The organism is Cypionkella sp. (assembly GCF_030652235.1).
In the GTDB taxonomy this organism is placed as follows: domain Bacteria; phylum Pseudomonadota; class Alphaproteobacteria; order Rhodobacterales; family Rhodobacteraceae; genus Cypionkella.
The window spans coordinates 69098-84541 of sequence record NZ_JAUSBA010000003.1; the positions used below are offsets into that span (position 1 = coordinate 69098).

Below are 15444 nucleotides of genomic sequence, written 5' to 3' on the forward strand. Positions count from 1 at the left end.
AATGACTTTTTGCTACATCCTTTAACAACGAGAGAGGATTAATCATGAAAATTGGTTTCATCGGGTTGGGCACCATGGGCGGGAATGCCGCCAAGAACCTGAAACGGGCGGGGTTTGATCTGGCCGTTCACGACTTGCGACCCGAAGCGGCAAGCGACCTTATTGCAATGGGCGCCACTTGGAGCGCGTCGCCACGCGCGATGATCGACTCGGTAGATGTTGTCGTCTCTATGGTCTTTGGACCCGCACATTGCGAGGCAGTGCTTACAGGCGCAAACGGGCTGATCCATGGCAATTGCACTGGCAAGGTCTGGATCGACATGACGACCTCGTCGCCTTTTACCATGCGAAAGCTTGCGGTGGAATTCGAGGCGGCGGGGGGGCATGCTGTTGACGCGCCGGTCACAGGGTCCGTCGATGCCGCGATCCGCGGAGACATGCCCATGTTTGTGGGTGGCGACGATGCGGTGATCGAGCGTGTGCGGCCCGTGATTGAAGCCATGGGCGAGTTGCGCAAAGTTGGAGCCTATGGCAACGGTTATGTTGCCAAGCTGGTAAATAACCAGCTTTGGAAAATCCATGCCGCCGCCATTGGTGAGGCAATGGTGACGGCAAAATTGGCTGGCCTTGATCCCTTGACCTGGTGGGAAGTCATGAAGGGCGGCGCTGCTGACAGCTTTGTGTTGTCACACGACGTGCCATCGATCTTTGCGGGCCATTACGATCCGTCGTTTCCCATTGCGCTCTGCTTGAAGGACCTTGGCCTTATCAAGGAATTGATGGACAACACCGGCACCACAAACACCCTTACCGCTGCGACGCATGAGCGTTTTCGCGAGGCAGAGCGTCGCTACGGCGCTCAAGCCGGGGAAATGACCGTCTGCAAGGTCATCGAAGACGATGCCGGCATCGATCTTCGCGTCGTGGGGGATTGGGTCAAGCCTTGGGAAGTCACGCACGCCTGACGGGCCTTGTGAACCCTCTTGAACCGAAGGGTTCGGAAGCGCTGCTGCGTGGCGTACTTCCCAGGTTGTCTGATCCCGGATTTTGATCGTGCAATTTTTTCTTTGCGCTGCCAGCGCTGCAAACACCGCCCGTGCATGGCACGTCCGTACAACGTGCTCTCGTGTGCGAGCATCAGGATGCGGCCGAAGGCTTCCGTATGCCAGTCACGGTCGCTGGCGCGAAAAGCTGGGTGCGACCTTCCATGTCAACGCCCGTCTTGCCAGCGGTGCGGCTATTGTGGCCGAGCAGCGCGAAACCACGGCCTGCCCCGGCGCGATGCTTGATCTGCATTTCGATCCGATCCGCGCCCGGCTGTTCACGGACGCAGGCACAAGACTGCGCTGAACGCGGGGCACAACAGCTATGCGTCAAATCGACTTGGCTTTCTGACCCCACGGCGCTATTTTGCCCGCTGCGGTGCCGCATTGTCGGCTAAGAACGGGTTAAACTTTGCAAGATATGGCGCAAACTACCAATGTTTCCACGGCCCACCGCCTGAGCGTGGCGCCAATGATGGATTGGTCTGACCGTCATTGCCGGTTCTTTCACCGCCAGATGACCCGCCATGCCATGCTTTATACCGAGATGGTCACTGCCGCCGCCATTCTGCATGGGCCGAAAGATCGCTTGCTGGATTACAGCACTGCAGAACATCCGATTGCGTTGCAAATCGGCGGCTCTGACCCGCGGGAATTGGCAGAGGCCACCCGGATCGCGGCGGCTTGGGGCTATGATGAGATCAACTTGAATGTTGGTTGCCCTTCAGACCGGGTGCAGTCGGGCTGCTTTGGCGCGGTGTTGATGGAGCGTCCTGCGCTGGTCGCCGATTGTGTCGCCGCGATGATCGCAGAGTCGAACGTGCCGGTGACGGTGAAATGCCGGATTGGGGTGGATGACCAAGACCCAGAAATCGTGCTGCCGGATTTTCTGGAAAAGGTCTCGGCGGCGGGGGTGACGCATTTCATCATCCATGCGCGCAAGGCTTGGCTGAAGGGTCTTTCCCCCAAGGAAAACCGCGAGATTCCGCCGCTGAATTATGACCTCGTGCTGCGGATGAAAGCGGCGTTTCCGCAGCTGACGATCTGTATCAACGGCGGCATTACCTCCCTGGATCAAGCGCAATCGTTGCTGGATCAGGGGCTTGATGGCGTGATGCTGGGCCGTGCGGCCTATCACGATCCGGCTTCGGTTTTGGTGGGGGCCGATGCTTTGTGGGGTGAGGCTTCGGGCTTGGATGCCTTTGGCGCGGTTGAGGCGATGCGGCCCTATATGCTTGATCACATCGCGCAAGGCGGGCGGTTGCACCAGATCACCCGGCATATGCTGGGGTTGTTCACCGGGCGGCCCGGCGCGCGCGGCTGGCGCCGGGTGTTGTCGGAACGCGCCAACAAACCCGGCGCAGGCTTGGATGTTTTAGACGCGGCTTTGGGCGAACTTCAGGCCGCAGCCACCGCCGCGTGACGCGGGATCAGCCGCGACAACACCAGTGAAATCACCCCGCACAACGCAATCGCGCCCAGCATTGGCACCACAGTGCCATCCATCAATGGCCCGGTTGCCGCCACCAGAACACCTGCCGCTACCATCTGCATGGTGCCGCCCAAAGACGCCGCAAGTCCTGCATGTTCGCCCTGTTCCTCTAGCGCCAGCACTTGTGCTGTGGGCAGCACAACGCCGAGGAACATATTCGCCAAAAACAACCCGGCGATGGTGACGTAAAGATTGGCAAAGCCAAGCAAGGCCAGTGCGAACAGGCCAAAGGTGGCAAAGGCAAAGCCCGTGGTCGCGCGCACGATCATCTTCTTCGCGCCAACCCGGCGGCTGATGCTGGCGGCAAACTGCGAGGCTGCGAAAAAGCCGAAGGCATTGATCGCGAAGGCCAGCGAGAACTGCGTCGGGCTGAGGCCGAATTGCCCGGTGTAGACGAACGAGGCCGAGGCGATAAAGACGAAGAAGCTGGCGAAAGCAAAGCCCGCAAGGAAAGTCATCGCCAGAAAACCACGGTCGGTGAACAACACGCCCAGACCTTTGCGCATGGTGATCAGATCAAAGCGTTGGCGTTTTTCGGCGGGCAGGGTTTCATCCACCATGAAATAGATCAGGAAGAAGCTGAGGCTTGCCGCCAGCAGCAGGGCCCAGAACACCAACCGCCACGAGCCGAACGCCAGCAGCGCCGAGCCGGACAGTGGGGCCAACAGCGGCGAGATTGCGATGACGATCATGATGGTGGACATCATGCGGGTGGCATCGGCTCCGGTCGCCAGATCGCGGATCATCGCGCGCAGCACGACCATGTTGGCCGCGCCGCCAATGCCTTGGATGAAGCGGCCAAAGATCAGAATTTCAACCGTTGGGGCCACTGCACAGATCACCGTGCCGATCATGAACAGGGCAAGCCCGGCATACATCGGCGGCTTGCGGCCGGCTTGGTCTGCCCAAGGGCCATAGACCATCTGCGCCACGCCAAAGGCCAGAAAGTACGTCACAATCGTCCACTGCACCGCTTGCATTGTGGTGGTCAAATCGCTTTGGATCTTCGGCATCGCGGGCAGGTACATGTCAATCGCGAACGGGCCGACGGCGGCGACAAGGCCAAGGATCAGCGAGTAGCGCGTCAGCGATACGGATTTCGGCATGGGTGACCTCAAATGTCGGACAAGGGGTGAGCCTTAGCTTGGATCGCAGGGAGGGGAAAGGTCTGAACGGCTGGTCTGCGCCGACAAGTCGGGCTAAGCCTTGGGCTATGTTTCGCATCTGAAAGAGGAACCACCATGCCTGATATGTCCGAGCTTTTGCCAATGTTGGTGTTGTTGTTTGTGATCGGTGGGGTGGCCGGGGTGGTGGCGGGATTGCTGGGGGTGGGTGGTGGCATCGTGCTGGTGCCGGCGTTTTTCTATACCTTCACCCATCTGGGCTATGACGGGCCGCAACTGATGCAGATTTGTGTCGCGACCTCGCTTGCGACGATTGTGGTGACTTCGCCGCGCTCGGTCGCGTCGCATCACAAGAAGGGGGCTGTGGATTGGCAGATGCTGCGCGATTGGGCACCGTTTATCGTTGTCGGCGCTTTGGCGGGGACGTTGGTGGCGGCACTGGTCAAGTCGGTGGTGTTGCAGGTGGTGTTTGGGGTGCTGGCCGGGTTGGCGGGGCTTTACATGGCGTTTGGCAAGCCGGGGTGGCGGTTGGGCACGCAGCTTCCGGGGCAGCCGGTGCGCGGGATCATGGCTTCGGTGCTGGCGTTTTGTTCGGCGATGATGGGGATTGGGGGAGGCACGTTTGGGGTGCCGTTGATGAGCCTTTATGGCGTGCCGATCCACCGGGCGGTCGCCACCGCTGCGGGGTTTGGGGTGTTGATCGCGGCGCCTTCGGTGCTGGGATTTTTGTTCGTGCCGATTGAACATGCGCCGCCTTACACGGTGGGGGCGGTCAATCTGCCTGCGTTTTTGGTGGTGATCGGCTCGACCATGCTGACCACACCTTGGGGGGTTAAGCTGGCGCATGCGATGGACCCCAAGCCATTGAAACGGGTGTTTGCGGTGTTCATCACTTTGGTCGCGCTGAATATGCTGCGCAAGGTTGTGGGCTGGTAGTTAGGGACAGGTTGTCCCCGCGTAGACGGTTTTGCAGCCGTTATGAATCAAGGACTTGCAGGGTTCGCGTAACGGACTATTAATGTATACAACCATAGGTTGTTATGTTATGATGAATACAATCGCGCCAAAAGGCCATGGCCTGCGCGCGAAATTGCCCAAGTTTGACCACGAAATTCGGCCGTATCATCGTCAGGTTGATCCAAGCACACAGCTTTGGTCAGCCTGCGCTGACATGGGCTGGGGTGCCTTGTGCCAAGCGTTTGGGCGGATGTGTTCAGAAGGTTGCTTGACATGGGAACGACAGCTGCAACGACAACAAGCGGCATTGCGATGATCAACATCGTGATGAAGGCGGCTGATGGCTCGGGTGGGGCGTGGCAAACTCCGGTGCAATTGATCCCGCAAGGCATGCAAGGTAACCCCGAACAGTTCGTGGCCAGTATCAAGATCGCGCTGCCGCTGGTGAACAATCTGCGGGTGCAGTTCAACGAATATTCCTTCAACGCCGATGGGTCGCTGCACCCGCAGATGGAGCGGTTTCTGGCAGCGGCCACGGCGGCGGGCTATCAGCTGACCATGGTTTACGCGGGCGGCGATGCGCAAAATATCGGGAGCAATACCGAGGGCTGGCCTGCCTTGAGCAATGCTGCGGCCTATGCGGCGCTGCAAGCCAATTACAGCGATGTGTCCGGGGCGTGGAGCAAAATGCTCGACTGGATGGATCAGCATAAAACGGTCGAGGGTTCGGTTTATGGCTGGGAGCTGATGAACGAGGCTGCGGGCTACAAACATTCGGTAAGCGCCAATGGAACGCAGGGCGATCTTGATAAGGCCGATTTCGTCAAGTTGTATGCCGATCATGCGATTGCGCTGACAGAGTTGATCGAGGCGCGGGCGGCGGGCAAGATATTGGTCGGCGGTTGGGGCTATAACGGAGATTTTCTGACCTTGGCAGACACCAAGATTGGCGGTGTTTCGGCGCTGGACTATTTGCGCGCTGCGGTGGGCGACAATCTGGTCTGGTCGTCGCATCTCTATCCGGGCTGGATGGGCACGCAGCAGCAGACCACAACAGCCGAGCTTTCAAGCCGGTTGGATACACTGTTTGCCTCAGTGGTGGGGGATGCGGTGCTGATCACCGAGACCAATGCCAATGGCAAGGCCGATGATCCGAATGTCGTGCTGGATGAAAACGATCTGGCCACCGCCAGTTATGAATGGTTCTTGTCGCATGGCATCGGGGTGGGTTGGTTTCCGGGGCTGCAAACCGGTTCATCCAGCCTGATGGTGATCAATGCCGACGGGTCATTGGAGGCGCGGCATCAACATTCCTTGGCCCATGCGATGAATGTCTATTCGCTGGCGCAGCATGGCACTGCGGCGCTGGCGGCGGGGCAGATGGTGGCGGTCAGCTTGACCAAGATGACCCTGCGCAATGAGGCCTATGAGGTTGCCGCTGGCGAGGCGCGCTTTGATACGGTGCAATATGCAGGCTTCGGCTTTGGCTATAGCGGCAATGATACGATCAACGGTCACGCGATCTCGAATGATTTCCTTTATGGCGGCACCGGCAATGATCTGTTGTCCGGGCTGGACGGCGATGATTTTCTGTTCGGACAAGATGATGCAGATATATTGAGCGGTGGCGCGGGGATTGATGCGCTGTTTGGCGGCCGCGGCAATGACTGGTTGGATGGCGGCACGGGGCGTGATCAGCTTTATGGCGGTGTCGGCAATGACACTTACATCGTCGATCAGGCAGCGGATTCGGTGCGCGAACTGGTTGGCGAAGGTGTCGACACGGTGCTGAGCCTGGCGGGGGTGTATTCTTTGAACCGTCCGGGCCTTGAGGCGCAGACACAGGTGGAGAATCTAAGCTTTATCGGCACGGGTGATTTTATCGGGACAGGCAATGCTTTGGCCAATCGGCTGATCGGTGGGACGGGAATTGACCGGTTGTTCGGGCTGGCCGGGCAGGACAGCCTGTTCACGGGTGCGGGCGATGACACTCTGGATGGTGGCGCGGGGAGCGATCAGCTTGTTGGTGGCATGGGCAATGACACCTATATCGTCGATCAGACAGCGGACTGTGTGCGCGAACTGGTCGGCGAAGGTGCAGACACGGTGCTAAGCTTGGCGGGGGTGTATTCTTTGAACCGTCCAGGCCTTGAGGCGCAGACACAGGTGGAGAATCTAAGCTTTATCGGGGCCGGCAAGTTCATCGGAACCGGCAATGCTTTGGGCAACCAACTGGTAGGGGGGGGTGGCAATGACCAATTGTTCGGGCTGGCCGGGCAGGACAGCCTGTTCGGCGGTGCGGGCGATGATCGCTTCTTTAGTGGCACAGGCGCCGACTTTCTGAATGGAGGCTTGGGCGCGGATCAGTTCTTGTTTGAAAGACACTCGGGCGCGGATCGGGTGATGGATTTCGAGGATAATGTCGATGTGGTGCTGCTGCGCGGCTTTGCAGGGGTTAGCACGGTTGCGCAAGCCTTCATCCATGCCGTGCAAAATGGCGCGAATGTGGTGTTCACCTTTGGTGAGGGCGATGTTTTGACCGTGCTGAACACCACCAAGGCGGCGCTGACGGATGATCTGCTGATCATTTAGCCGCCTGTTTAGCCAGCGCCTGCGTCTTGGCGCCGGAGATGGCATGGCGAGGGTCATTTGGTGGCAATCGCGGCCCGGTGTTGCCGACATTCAGCGCATCCATATCGTCGCCGATGAGTTTTGGCAGCCAGTTGTAGGTGGGATAGCCCGCGCGCCGGGTGGCAAAATCCAGCGGAATTTGCCCAAGGGTTGGAATTGGTATGGTACCCTCATATCGCAAAAAACGGCTTGGAAATATAAGGCAAGGCTGGGCTATGCGCCTAGTCGTGTCAATCTTTGCCGCCAAGGCGGGCCATGCGGCCCCCCCGGCGTTTGGTGAGGGTTGCGGCGCGGTTGGGCAGGTCGGCCATGATCGCAGTGCGGTCAGCTGCGGTCAGGCGGCCCCAGCTTGCGATCTCATCAATGCTGCGGAAACAGCCGATGCAGATGCGCGCCTCGGGGTGGACGATGCAGAGCTTGACGCAAGGGCTTTCGACTTCTTCGCGCTTCCAAACTTCGTCCATTCAGTCCTCGTCTCGTTCAGATGTTGGCGGAGTTCTGCCCATATAGGACAAACGATCCAGCGCACCTTGCAAGATATAGCCCGCAGCCACTTGGTCAATCACTTCGCGGCGGCGTTTGCGTGAGGCGTCGCCTTCGATCAGCGCGCGTTCGGCGGCGACGGTGGACAGGCGTTCATCCCAGAAGGTGATCGGCAGCGCGCTCAATTTGATCAGGTTGCGGGCAAAGGCGCGGGTGGATTGCACGCGGGGGCCTTCCGAGCCGTCCATGTTCAGGGGCAGGCCAAGGATGATGCCTGCAATGTTGCGCTCGGTCAGCACGGCCAGCAGTTCGGCGGCGTCGGCGGTGAATTTGGTGCGCCGCACGGTGTGGATCGGGGTTGCGACAGAGCGGCGCAGGTCGGAGACAGCGATGCCGATGGTTTTGTCACCCAAATCAAGGCCGCAGATGGCGCGACCCTGTGGCAGGGATGCTGCGAAGTCGGTGATGTCGTTCAGGATCATGGGGTTACTCCGGCAGTCGAGGCTGCGGACTCAATTTGACCCAAGGCGGCATCGTCGGCTTGGAACACGCTTAGCGCCTTGTCATAGGCGGTTTTGGCGCGGGTTTTCTCGCCGATCAAACCCAGTGAGGTGATCAGCTTGGCCCAGTCCTCGACCGGGCCGCCTTCGGTGCTGAGGCGGGTTTCCAATTGGCCGACCATGCCTTTGATCATGTCTTGCCGATCTGCGGCGGAAAGTTCGCCTGCATTGGCGACATCTTCTGCTGTGGGGCCTTTGGCGGCGGGAAGTTGGTACTTGATGCCAGCGGCATCGGCGGTGGCTTGCAACATGCCGCGAATGGGCGCGATCCAAGGTGCTGTCGCGGGGCCTTCGCGCAGCAAGGGTTCCCACAGCGCAAAAGCGCGGTCAGGGCGGCCGATTTCGGCGAACATCAGGCCCGAGAAGTAGCGGGCGAGCGGGTTGACAGGATCAAGCTCCAGCGCGCGGACCAGATGCTTTTCGGCCTCTGGCGTCACAACGCCGCCTGCGGCGAAGATCATGGTTTGCGCAAGGCCTGCGTGGTCGTTGGCAGTGGCTTTATCGCCGATCAGGGTCAGCAGATGTTCCTGCGCCTTGCGGGCGGCGCTGTAATTGCCAAGTTGGGCTTCGTTTTTCGCAAGCAGCGCAAGGCCTTGTTGGTCATCCGGGCGGGCAATCACGGCGGCGCGAAGTTTTTCCATCAGGGCTACGAACTCGGGATCGGGTTTTGGCGTGGCTGCGGGGGCAGGGGCTGCGGCCTCGGCTGCGGTCTGGCTTGGCCGGTCGCGATAGGCTTGATCGGCCAGAGCAAGGCGATCGGCCAGCGGCAGATCGCCATAACCGGGCGCGCCGATGCGGTCATAGGTGTAAAGCGCTGCCACAGTGGCAAGGATCAGGGCAAGGGCGGTGGGCCACAGCTTGCCCTGGCTGTTGGCGGCGGGGGTTTGTCGCGCGCGGTCGGCATCGAGCAGGCGGCGCGAAACTTCGGTTTTCACCCTCTCGGCCTCTGGGGCCGAGATCACTGCGCGGGCAAGGTCGCGGTCGACTTCCGCCAACTGGTCACGATAGACTTTCAGGGCGGCGTCATTATCGCTGCTGGCATCGCCCCGGCGGTAGGCTTGCAACAGGATCGCCACGACGCCGACCGAGAGGGCCATCACCGCTGCCCAGAAAAACCAATCCTGCATCATCCGCCCCTTGCTCACTGGCCCCGATGTAGGCGGTTTGGCGGCCCCGCAAAAGGGGGGATTCTGCCGCAGTCCGGCGGATGGGTTCAAAACCGCCGTCCATGTCGCAATTTTCCCGATTGTGCCGCTGCTGTTGCGGGATAAAAGCAGGGATCACGCGATAAGCGGCGGAAGATATGAGGGCCAGCCCATGAAACGCTATTCGGTTTTCGCCATCGCCAAACAGGCGCTGAACAATCACTTGGGCTGGGAGCGCGCGTGGGCAGCCCCTGCGCCGAAAAAGCACTACGATGTGATCATCGTGGGGGCAGGTGGGCATGGTCTGGCGACCGCCTACTACCTTGGCAAAAATTTCGGCATCACCAATGTGGCGATCATCGAAAAGGGTTGGCTGGGCGGTGGCAACACCGGGCGCAATACCACGATCATCCGCTCGAACTACCTGCAAGACCCCTCGGCTGCGATCTATGAAAAGGCGCGCAGCCTGTATGAGACGATGTCGCAGGATCTGAACTATAACGTGATGTTCTCGCCGCGTGGCCTGCTGATGCTGGGCCAGACCCATCACGAGGTGCGCGGCTATCTGCGCACGGTGCATGCCAACAACATGCAGGGTGTGTCGACCGAGTGGATTTCGCCGCAGCGGGTGAAAGAACTGGTGCCGATTATCAATATTGACGGGCCGCGTTATCCGATTTTGGGCGCGCTCTATCAGGCGCGTGGCGGCACGGCGCGGCATGATGCGGTGGCTTGGGGCTATGCGCGGGCCTGCTCGGACATGGGCATGGACATCATCCAGCAATGCGAGGTGAAGGGCGTGACCTCTGAGGCCGGGGTTGTGACCGGGGTAGAGACGTCGAAGGGCTTCATCGGTTGTAAGAAACTGGGCGTGGTGGTTGCGGGTCATTCCGGCCAAGTCGCTGAAATGGCGGGGTTCCGGCTGCCGATTGAGGCTGTGGCCCTGCAAGCCATGGTGTCAGAGCCGATCAAGCCCTGCATGGATGTGGTGGTGATGGCCAACACCGTGCACGGCTATATGTCGCAATCCGACAAGGGTGAAATGGTGATCGGCGGCGGCACCGACGGGTTCAACAACTTCACCCAGCGCGGCTCGTTCCACCATATCGAAGAGACACTGCGGGCGCTGATTGAGACCTTCCCGATGATCAGCCGCCTGAAAATGCTGCGGCAATGGGGCGGGATTGTCGATATGACTGGCGACCGCTCGCCGATCATCTCGAAAACGCCGTTGGGAAATTGTTTCATCAACTGCGGTTGGGGCACCGGCGGCTTCAAGGCCATTCCGGGCTCGGGCTGGGCGATGGCCGAGTTGATGGCCAAGGGCGAGCCGGGGGCTTTGGCTGAGGCGTTCAACATGTGGCGTTTCAAGGAAGGCCAGTTCATTGACGAAAGCGTCGCGGCTGGGGTGGCGCATTGATGCTGGGTTTCGCCCCCCTGTGGAACCAAAACGCACCGAGCGGCGTTCCTTTGTCAGATACATTCTGCAAGGAGACGTCATCATGGCTGAAGACTATCGCACACCGCCCGAGCGAGACATCCGCATCACCGCGCCTAAACCGGCCAGCAATCTTGGCTTCATCGTCGGCGGTCTGGTTGTCGCAGTGGCTTTGCTGTTGTGGTTCGTGTTTGGCGACAGCAATATGGGCGCGAAAAACACCGGTGACACCAACAACGTCACGATTGAAACGCCTGTCACGCCTGCGCCTGCTGACCCCGTCGCACCAGCCCCGGCTGATCCCGTCACCCCGGCACCTGCCGATCCGGTCTCACCTGCGCCCGCTGACCCGGCACCTGCCACACCTCCGGCAGCCCCTGCCAACCCGTAACACTGCGGGCCTGCGGGCTTACACTGATCTATCGACTTTGGGCGGACACCGTAGGGTGCCCGCCCTTTTCTCGTTTGCGCAGGCTGGCTACGCCGCCGCGCCCAAATTGCCAACAGGGATGACGCTATGCTGATTCTGGAATGTCCGTATTGCGGCATCAAAGCCGAAGAAACCGAACTGACACCGGGGTATGAGGCGCATCTCAAGCGCTTTGGGCCGGGATCTTCGGAAACCGAGTTTGAAGATTACATGTTCGCGCGCAAGAACCCCAAAGGGGTGCATTTTGAGCGCTGGCGGCATGTCTATGGCTGCGGCAAGTGGTTTTTGGCGGCGCGCGATACCAACACTTTGGAAGTGTTCGGCACCTATCCGGCGCAGTCTTCGGCACCACCTGCTGATCTGCAAGACAAGATTAAGGCCAAGCGGCCGGACTGGAAGGGTTACAAATGAGCACCCGTCTCTCAAAAGGTGGCCGGTTGATCGACCGCGCCGCACCGCAGGAATTTTCGTTCAACGGCAAGACCATGCGCGGACTTGCAGGCGATACTCTGGCCGCCGCGCTGCTCGCCAATGACCAGATGCTGCTGGGCCGCAGTTTCAAATATCACCGCCCGCGTGGGTTGGTGGCGGCGGGGCCGGAAGAACCCAATGCGATTGTCGGGCTTGGTCGTGACGGACGGTTTGAGCCGAACCAGCGCGTGACCACAACCGAGTTGTTTGATGGGCTGGAAGCGGCGAGCCAGAACCACTGGCCTTCGTTGGAATTTGACGTTGGCGTGATCAACAACACGCTTGCACGGTTTTTGCCGGGTGGGTTTTACTACAAAACCTTCATGTGGCCGCGCGCGGCTTGGAAGCATGTGTTCGAGCCGATCATTCGCCGCTCGGCGGGTTTGGGCAAAGCGCCGACCATGCGCGATGCGGATCGCTATGAATATACCTACAGCTTCTGTGACGTGCTGATTTTGGGCGGCGGCATTGCGGGCTTGCAGGCGGCCTTGGTCGCGGGCGCTTCGGGTGCGCGCGTGATGCTGCTGGAGCAAGCGGCGCATTGGGGCGGGCGTGCGCCTGTCGATGGCGATGTGATAGAGGGCAAACCGGCTGAGGTTTGGATTAACGCGGCCGTACAAAGCCTTGCAGCACTTAAGAATGTGACGATGCGTCTGCGCACCATGGGTGCCGGGGTGTACGACCACGGCTATGTGCTGGCGGAAGAGAAGATCGCCGATACCACGCCGGGCGATGGCCGGCCAAAGCACCGCTTGTGGCGCATTCGGGCGGCGCAGATTGTCACGGCAACCGGGGCGATTGAGCGGCCTTTGTCGTTTGCAGGCAACGATATTCCCGGCGTGATGCTGGCGGGCTCGGTGCGCGATTATGTGGTGAATTATGCGGTGTCTCCGGGGGATCGCACCGTGGTTGTCACCAACAATGACGACGCCTACCGCACCGCGATTGCGCTGGTGCAGGCGGGGCTGTCGGTGCCTTGCATCATTGACGCGCGGGCTTCGGTGACGGGTGATCTGCCTGCAAAAGCGCGGGCGATGGGGATCCGGGTTGAGGCGGGCAAGGCGATTGCCAAGGTCAAGGGCGGCAAGCGGGTCACCGGGGTTTCGCTTTGCGTGCAAGCGGGCGAAGGCGCTGTTCTGGAAGAGATTTCCTGTGACGCGGTGGCGATGTCGGGCGGCTGGTCTCCGGTCGTGCATCTGTGGAGCCATTGCGGTGGCAAGCTGATCTGGGACAAGACCCATGCGCATTTCCGCCCTGATGCAAGCCGTCCGCCGACTGGCGCAGATGGTTTGGCGATGGTGGTTGTGGTGGGGAATGCCAACGGCGCGATGACGGCGGCAGAGGCTTTGGTTTGCGCCGCGAACGGTGGGGCTGCGGCGGCGATCGCTGCGGGCTTTAAGGCCGAGGCGGTGGCGGCTGTGGCCGAGGCTGCACCCGAGGCGGATATGGAAGCGGTCTGGATCATGCCGCAGGGCGCGGGACCAGCGCTGAAGGCCAAGATGTGGCTGGATTATCAGAACGATGTGAAAGTGTCCGACGTGCAACTTGCGGCACGCGAGGGCTACACTTCGGTCGAGCATACCAAGCGCTACACCACTTTGGGCATGGCGACGGATCAGGGTAAGTTAAGCAATATCAACGGTCTGGCCGTACTTGCTGATGCGTTACATGAAGAGATTCCACAGGTCGGCACCACCACCTTCCGCCCACCCTATGCGCCTGTAACTTTGGGCGCTTTGGCAGGCGAGTCGCGCGGCGATATCTTCCAGCCGCTGCGCAAGACGCCGATGCACGCGTGGCATGAGAAGAACCATGCGTATTTCGAGCCTGTCGGTCTGTGGCGCCGCCCCTACACCTTCCCGCGTGCGGGCGAGAACCACGAGCAGGCGGTACATCGTGAGGTGATCAACACCCGGACCAATCTGGGGCTGCTGGATGCCTCGACGCTTGGCAAGATCATCGTCAAAGGCCCGGATGCGGGCAAGTTCCTTGATATGCTCTACACCGGCGTGATGAGCACCTTGCCGGTTGGCAAATGCCGTTATGGCCTGATGTGTTCCGAGCAGGGCTTTCTGTCGGACGACGGCGTGGTGGCGCGGATTGATGAGGATACCTGGCTTTGCCATACCACCTCGGGCGGCGCGGATCGCATCCATGCTTGGATGGAAGATTGGCTGCAGTGCGAATGGTGGGATTGGCAGGTTTACACCGCCAATGTGACCGAGCAACTGGCGCAGGTGGCGGTGGTTGGACCTAACGCGCGCAAAGTGCTGGAGAAACTTGGCGGGATGGATGTTTCCAAGGCAACATTGCCGTTCATGCAATGGGCTGATGGCACCTTGGGCGGCTTTCCGGCGCGTATTTACCGGATCAGCTTTTCCGGCGAGTTGTCCTATGAAGTTGCGGTTCCGGCGAGCATGGGGCCGGCGTTCTGGGAGGCGCTGCACGCCGCAGGTGCCGAGTTTGGTGCGATGGTCTATGGCACCGAAGCATTGCACATCATGCGGGCCGAAAAGGGCTTTATCATGATCGGCGATGAGACGGACGGCACCATCATTCCGCAGGATTTGAACCTTGGCTGGGCGATCTCGAAGAAGAAGGCAGATTTCTTGGGCAAGCGCGGGCAAGAACGCACTTATCTGGCAAGCCCGGATCGTTGGAAGCTGGCGGGGTTTGAGACTTTGGACGGCTCGGTTATTCAGGACGGTGCTTATATTCCCTCGGCGGGCAAGAACGCCAATGGGCAGGGCAATACCCAAGGCCGGGTGACGTCGACCTACTTCTCGCCGACCTTGAAAAAGGGCATCGCGATGGGGTTGATCAAGGGCGGCATGGATCGTCTGGGCGATGTGGTAGAGTTTACCACGATCACCGGCGGGGTGGTGAAGGCCAAGGTGGTTGATCCAGTGTTCTATGACAAAGACGGGGAGAAAAATAATGTCTGATGTGGTCAGCGCGCTGGGACATGCCTCGTTTGATGGATTCGCCAAGGTGCGCGAGATTGGCCCGATTGGGATGATCTCGCTGCGCGCCAAGGCCGATTTGCCGGGACTGGCGGCGGCAATTCTAGCGGTTGTTGGCACGGCTGTGCCCGCACAGCGTCAGATTGAGATTGCGGGCGATAAAGCGGCGGGCTGGATGAGCCCGGACGAATATCTGCTGCTGCTGCCTTACGGCGAGACCGATGCGGCGCTGGCGGCGATTGCCGAGGCTTTGCGCGGCCAGCATCATCTGGCGGTGACCTTGTCGGATGCCCGCGCGGTGTTCCGGGTGGAGGGGGCCAAAGCCGATCAGGTGTTGGCGAAGCTGTCTCCGGTGGATTTTGCAACCTTGGGGCCGAAGGAATTGCGCCGGACCCGGGCGGCGCAGGTGGCGGCGGCGTTCTGGAAGGATGGCGACGGCTTTACCGTGGTTTGTTTCCGCTCGGTGGCCGGATATGTGATGGGGTTGCTGAGCCATTCCGCAACCAAAGGCAGCGAAACGTCCTAAACGTTTGCACTGCTTCACGGCAGTGTCGCGCGCGGGCGTTCAAGGCGGATGGTCGATGGTCGCTGACAGCGACGACGGTTGGTTGTGCACCGAATTCTCTGGCGAGGCGGTTGCACCGTGAAGCCGTAAGCGGCCGCGCGTGGCGGCTGGCAAGGTATCGCGCCGGAATAAGTAAAGAAGT

Annotated in this window: 14 protein-coding genes; 10 read left to right on the forward strand and 4 right to left on the reverse strand. The window is 60.3% G+C overall.

All coding sequences use genetic code 11. From position 1 onward, the window contains the following. Positions 1–44 precede the first annotated feature (44 nt). The 3 genes from Q7V03_RS00740 (at position 45) to dusA (ending at position 2466) form a co-directional block, all read left to right on the forward strand. Positions 45–965, forward strand: coding sequence for an NAD(P)-dependent oxidoreductase (locus Q7V03_RS00740; protein ID WP_304923700.1), 921 nt, complete (start codon positions 45–47; stop codon positions 963–965). Positions 966–1128: 163 nt separating this feature from the next. Next, positions 1129–1350: a hypothetical protein gene (locus Q7V03_RS00745; protein WP_304923701.1), complete on the forward strand. Its 222-nt coding sequence runs from the start codon at positions 1129–1131 to the stop codon at positions 1348–1350. A gap of 114 nt (positions 1351–1464) precedes the next feature. Then, positions 1465–2466, forward strand: a complete 1002-nt coding sequence (gene dusA / locus Q7V03_RS00750) for a tRNA dihydrouridine(20/20a) synthase DusA (RefSeq protein WP_304923702.1) — start codon at positions 1465–1467, stop codon at positions 2464–2466. Here dusA and Q7V03_RS00755 read toward each other — a convergent pair. Further along, positions 2442–3641, reverse strand: coding sequence for a multidrug effflux MFS transporter (locus tag Q7V03_RS00755; protein WP_304923703.1), 1200 nt, complete (start codon positions 3639–3641; stop codon positions 2442–2444). The genes dusA and Q7V03_RS00755 overlap by 25 nt on opposite strands. A gap of 135 nt (positions 3642–3776) precedes the next feature. On the opposite strand from Q7V03_RS00755, the gene Q7V03_RS00760 reads away from it, so the two are divergent. Together Q7V03_RS00760 and Q7V03_RS00765 are read left to right on the forward strand one after the other, a co-directional pair. Beyond that, positions 3777–4595 (forward strand): sulfite exporter TauE/SafE family protein, encoded by an 819-nt coding sequence (locus Q7V03_RS00760; RefSeq protein WP_304923704.1) that lies wholly within the window; start codon positions 3777–3779, stop codon positions 4593–4595. A gap of 294 nt (positions 4596–4889) precedes the next feature. After that, positions 4890–7208 carry a cellulase family glycosylhydrolase gene (locus Q7V03_RS00765; protein WP_304923705.1) on the forward strand — a complete coding sequence of 773 codons (2319 nt, stop codon included), beginning with the start codon at positions 4890–4892 and terminating at the stop codon, positions 7206–7208. Between the two features lie 269 nt (positions 7209–7477). Here Q7V03_RS00765 and Q7V03_RS00770 read toward each other — a convergent pair whose 3' ends face one another. The 3 genes from Q7V03_RS00770 to ccmI are packed head-to-tail and all read right to left on the reverse strand — an operon-like array spanning position 7478 to position 9417. Then, positions 7478–7711 carry a DUF1289 domain-containing protein gene (locus Q7V03_RS00770; RefSeq protein WP_304923706.1) on the reverse strand — a complete coding sequence of 78 codons (234 nt, stop codon included), beginning with the start codon at positions 7709–7711 and terminating at the stop codon, positions 7478–7480. Continuing rightward, positions 7712–8212: a Holliday junction resolvase RuvX gene (gene ruvX, locus Q7V03_RS00775; protein WP_304923707.1), complete on the reverse strand. Its 501-nt coding sequence runs from the start codon at positions 8210–8212 to the stop codon at positions 7712–7714. Further along, positions 8209–9417, reverse strand: a complete 1209-nt coding sequence (gene ccmI / locus Q7V03_RS00780; protein WP_304923708.1) for a c-type cytochrome biogenesis protein CcmI — start codon at positions 9415–9417, stop codon at positions 8209–8211. The genes ruvX and ccmI overlap by 4 nt, the downstream gene beginning before the upstream one ends. 190 nt (positions 9418–9607) lie before the next feature. Between ccmI and Q7V03_RS00785 the strand changes: the two genes are divergently transcribed. From Q7V03_RS00785 to Q7V03_RS00805, 5 genes are all read left to right on the forward strand, one after another. Continuing rightward, positions 9608–10855 carry a sarcosine oxidase subunit beta family protein gene (locus Q7V03_RS00785; RefSeq protein ID WP_304923709.1) on the forward strand — a complete coding sequence of 416 codons (1248 nt, stop codon included), beginning with the start codon at positions 9608–9610 and terminating at the stop codon, positions 10853–10855. 82 nt (positions 10856–10937) lie between these two features. Further along, positions 10938–11264: a hypothetical protein gene (locus Q7V03_RS00790; RefSeq protein WP_304923710.1), complete on the forward strand. Its 327-nt coding sequence runs from the start codon at positions 10938–10940 to the stop codon at positions 11262–11264. A gap of 126 nt (positions 11265–11390) precedes the next feature. Beyond that, positions 11391–11714, forward strand: coding sequence for a sarcosine oxidase subunit delta (locus tag Q7V03_RS00795; protein ID WP_304923711.1), 324 nt, complete (start codon positions 11391–11393; stop codon positions 11712–11714). Beyond that, positions 11711–14719, forward strand: a complete 3009-nt coding sequence (locus tag Q7V03_RS00800; protein ID WP_304923712.1) for a sarcosine oxidase subunit alpha family protein — start codon at positions 11711–11713, stop codon at positions 14717–14719. Before Q7V03_RS00795 ends, Q7V03_RS00800 begins: the two co-directional genes overlap by 4 nt. Then, the gene (locus Q7V03_RS00805; RefSeq protein ID WP_304923713.1) at positions 14712–15263 is read left to right on the forward strand and encodes a sarcosine oxidase subunit gamma; all 552 of its coding nucleotides are present in this window, start codon (positions 14712–14714) and stop codon (positions 15261–15263) included. The genes Q7V03_RS00800 and Q7V03_RS00805 overlap by 8 nt, the downstream gene beginning before the upstream one ends. Positions 15264–15444 lie beyond the last annotated feature (181 nt).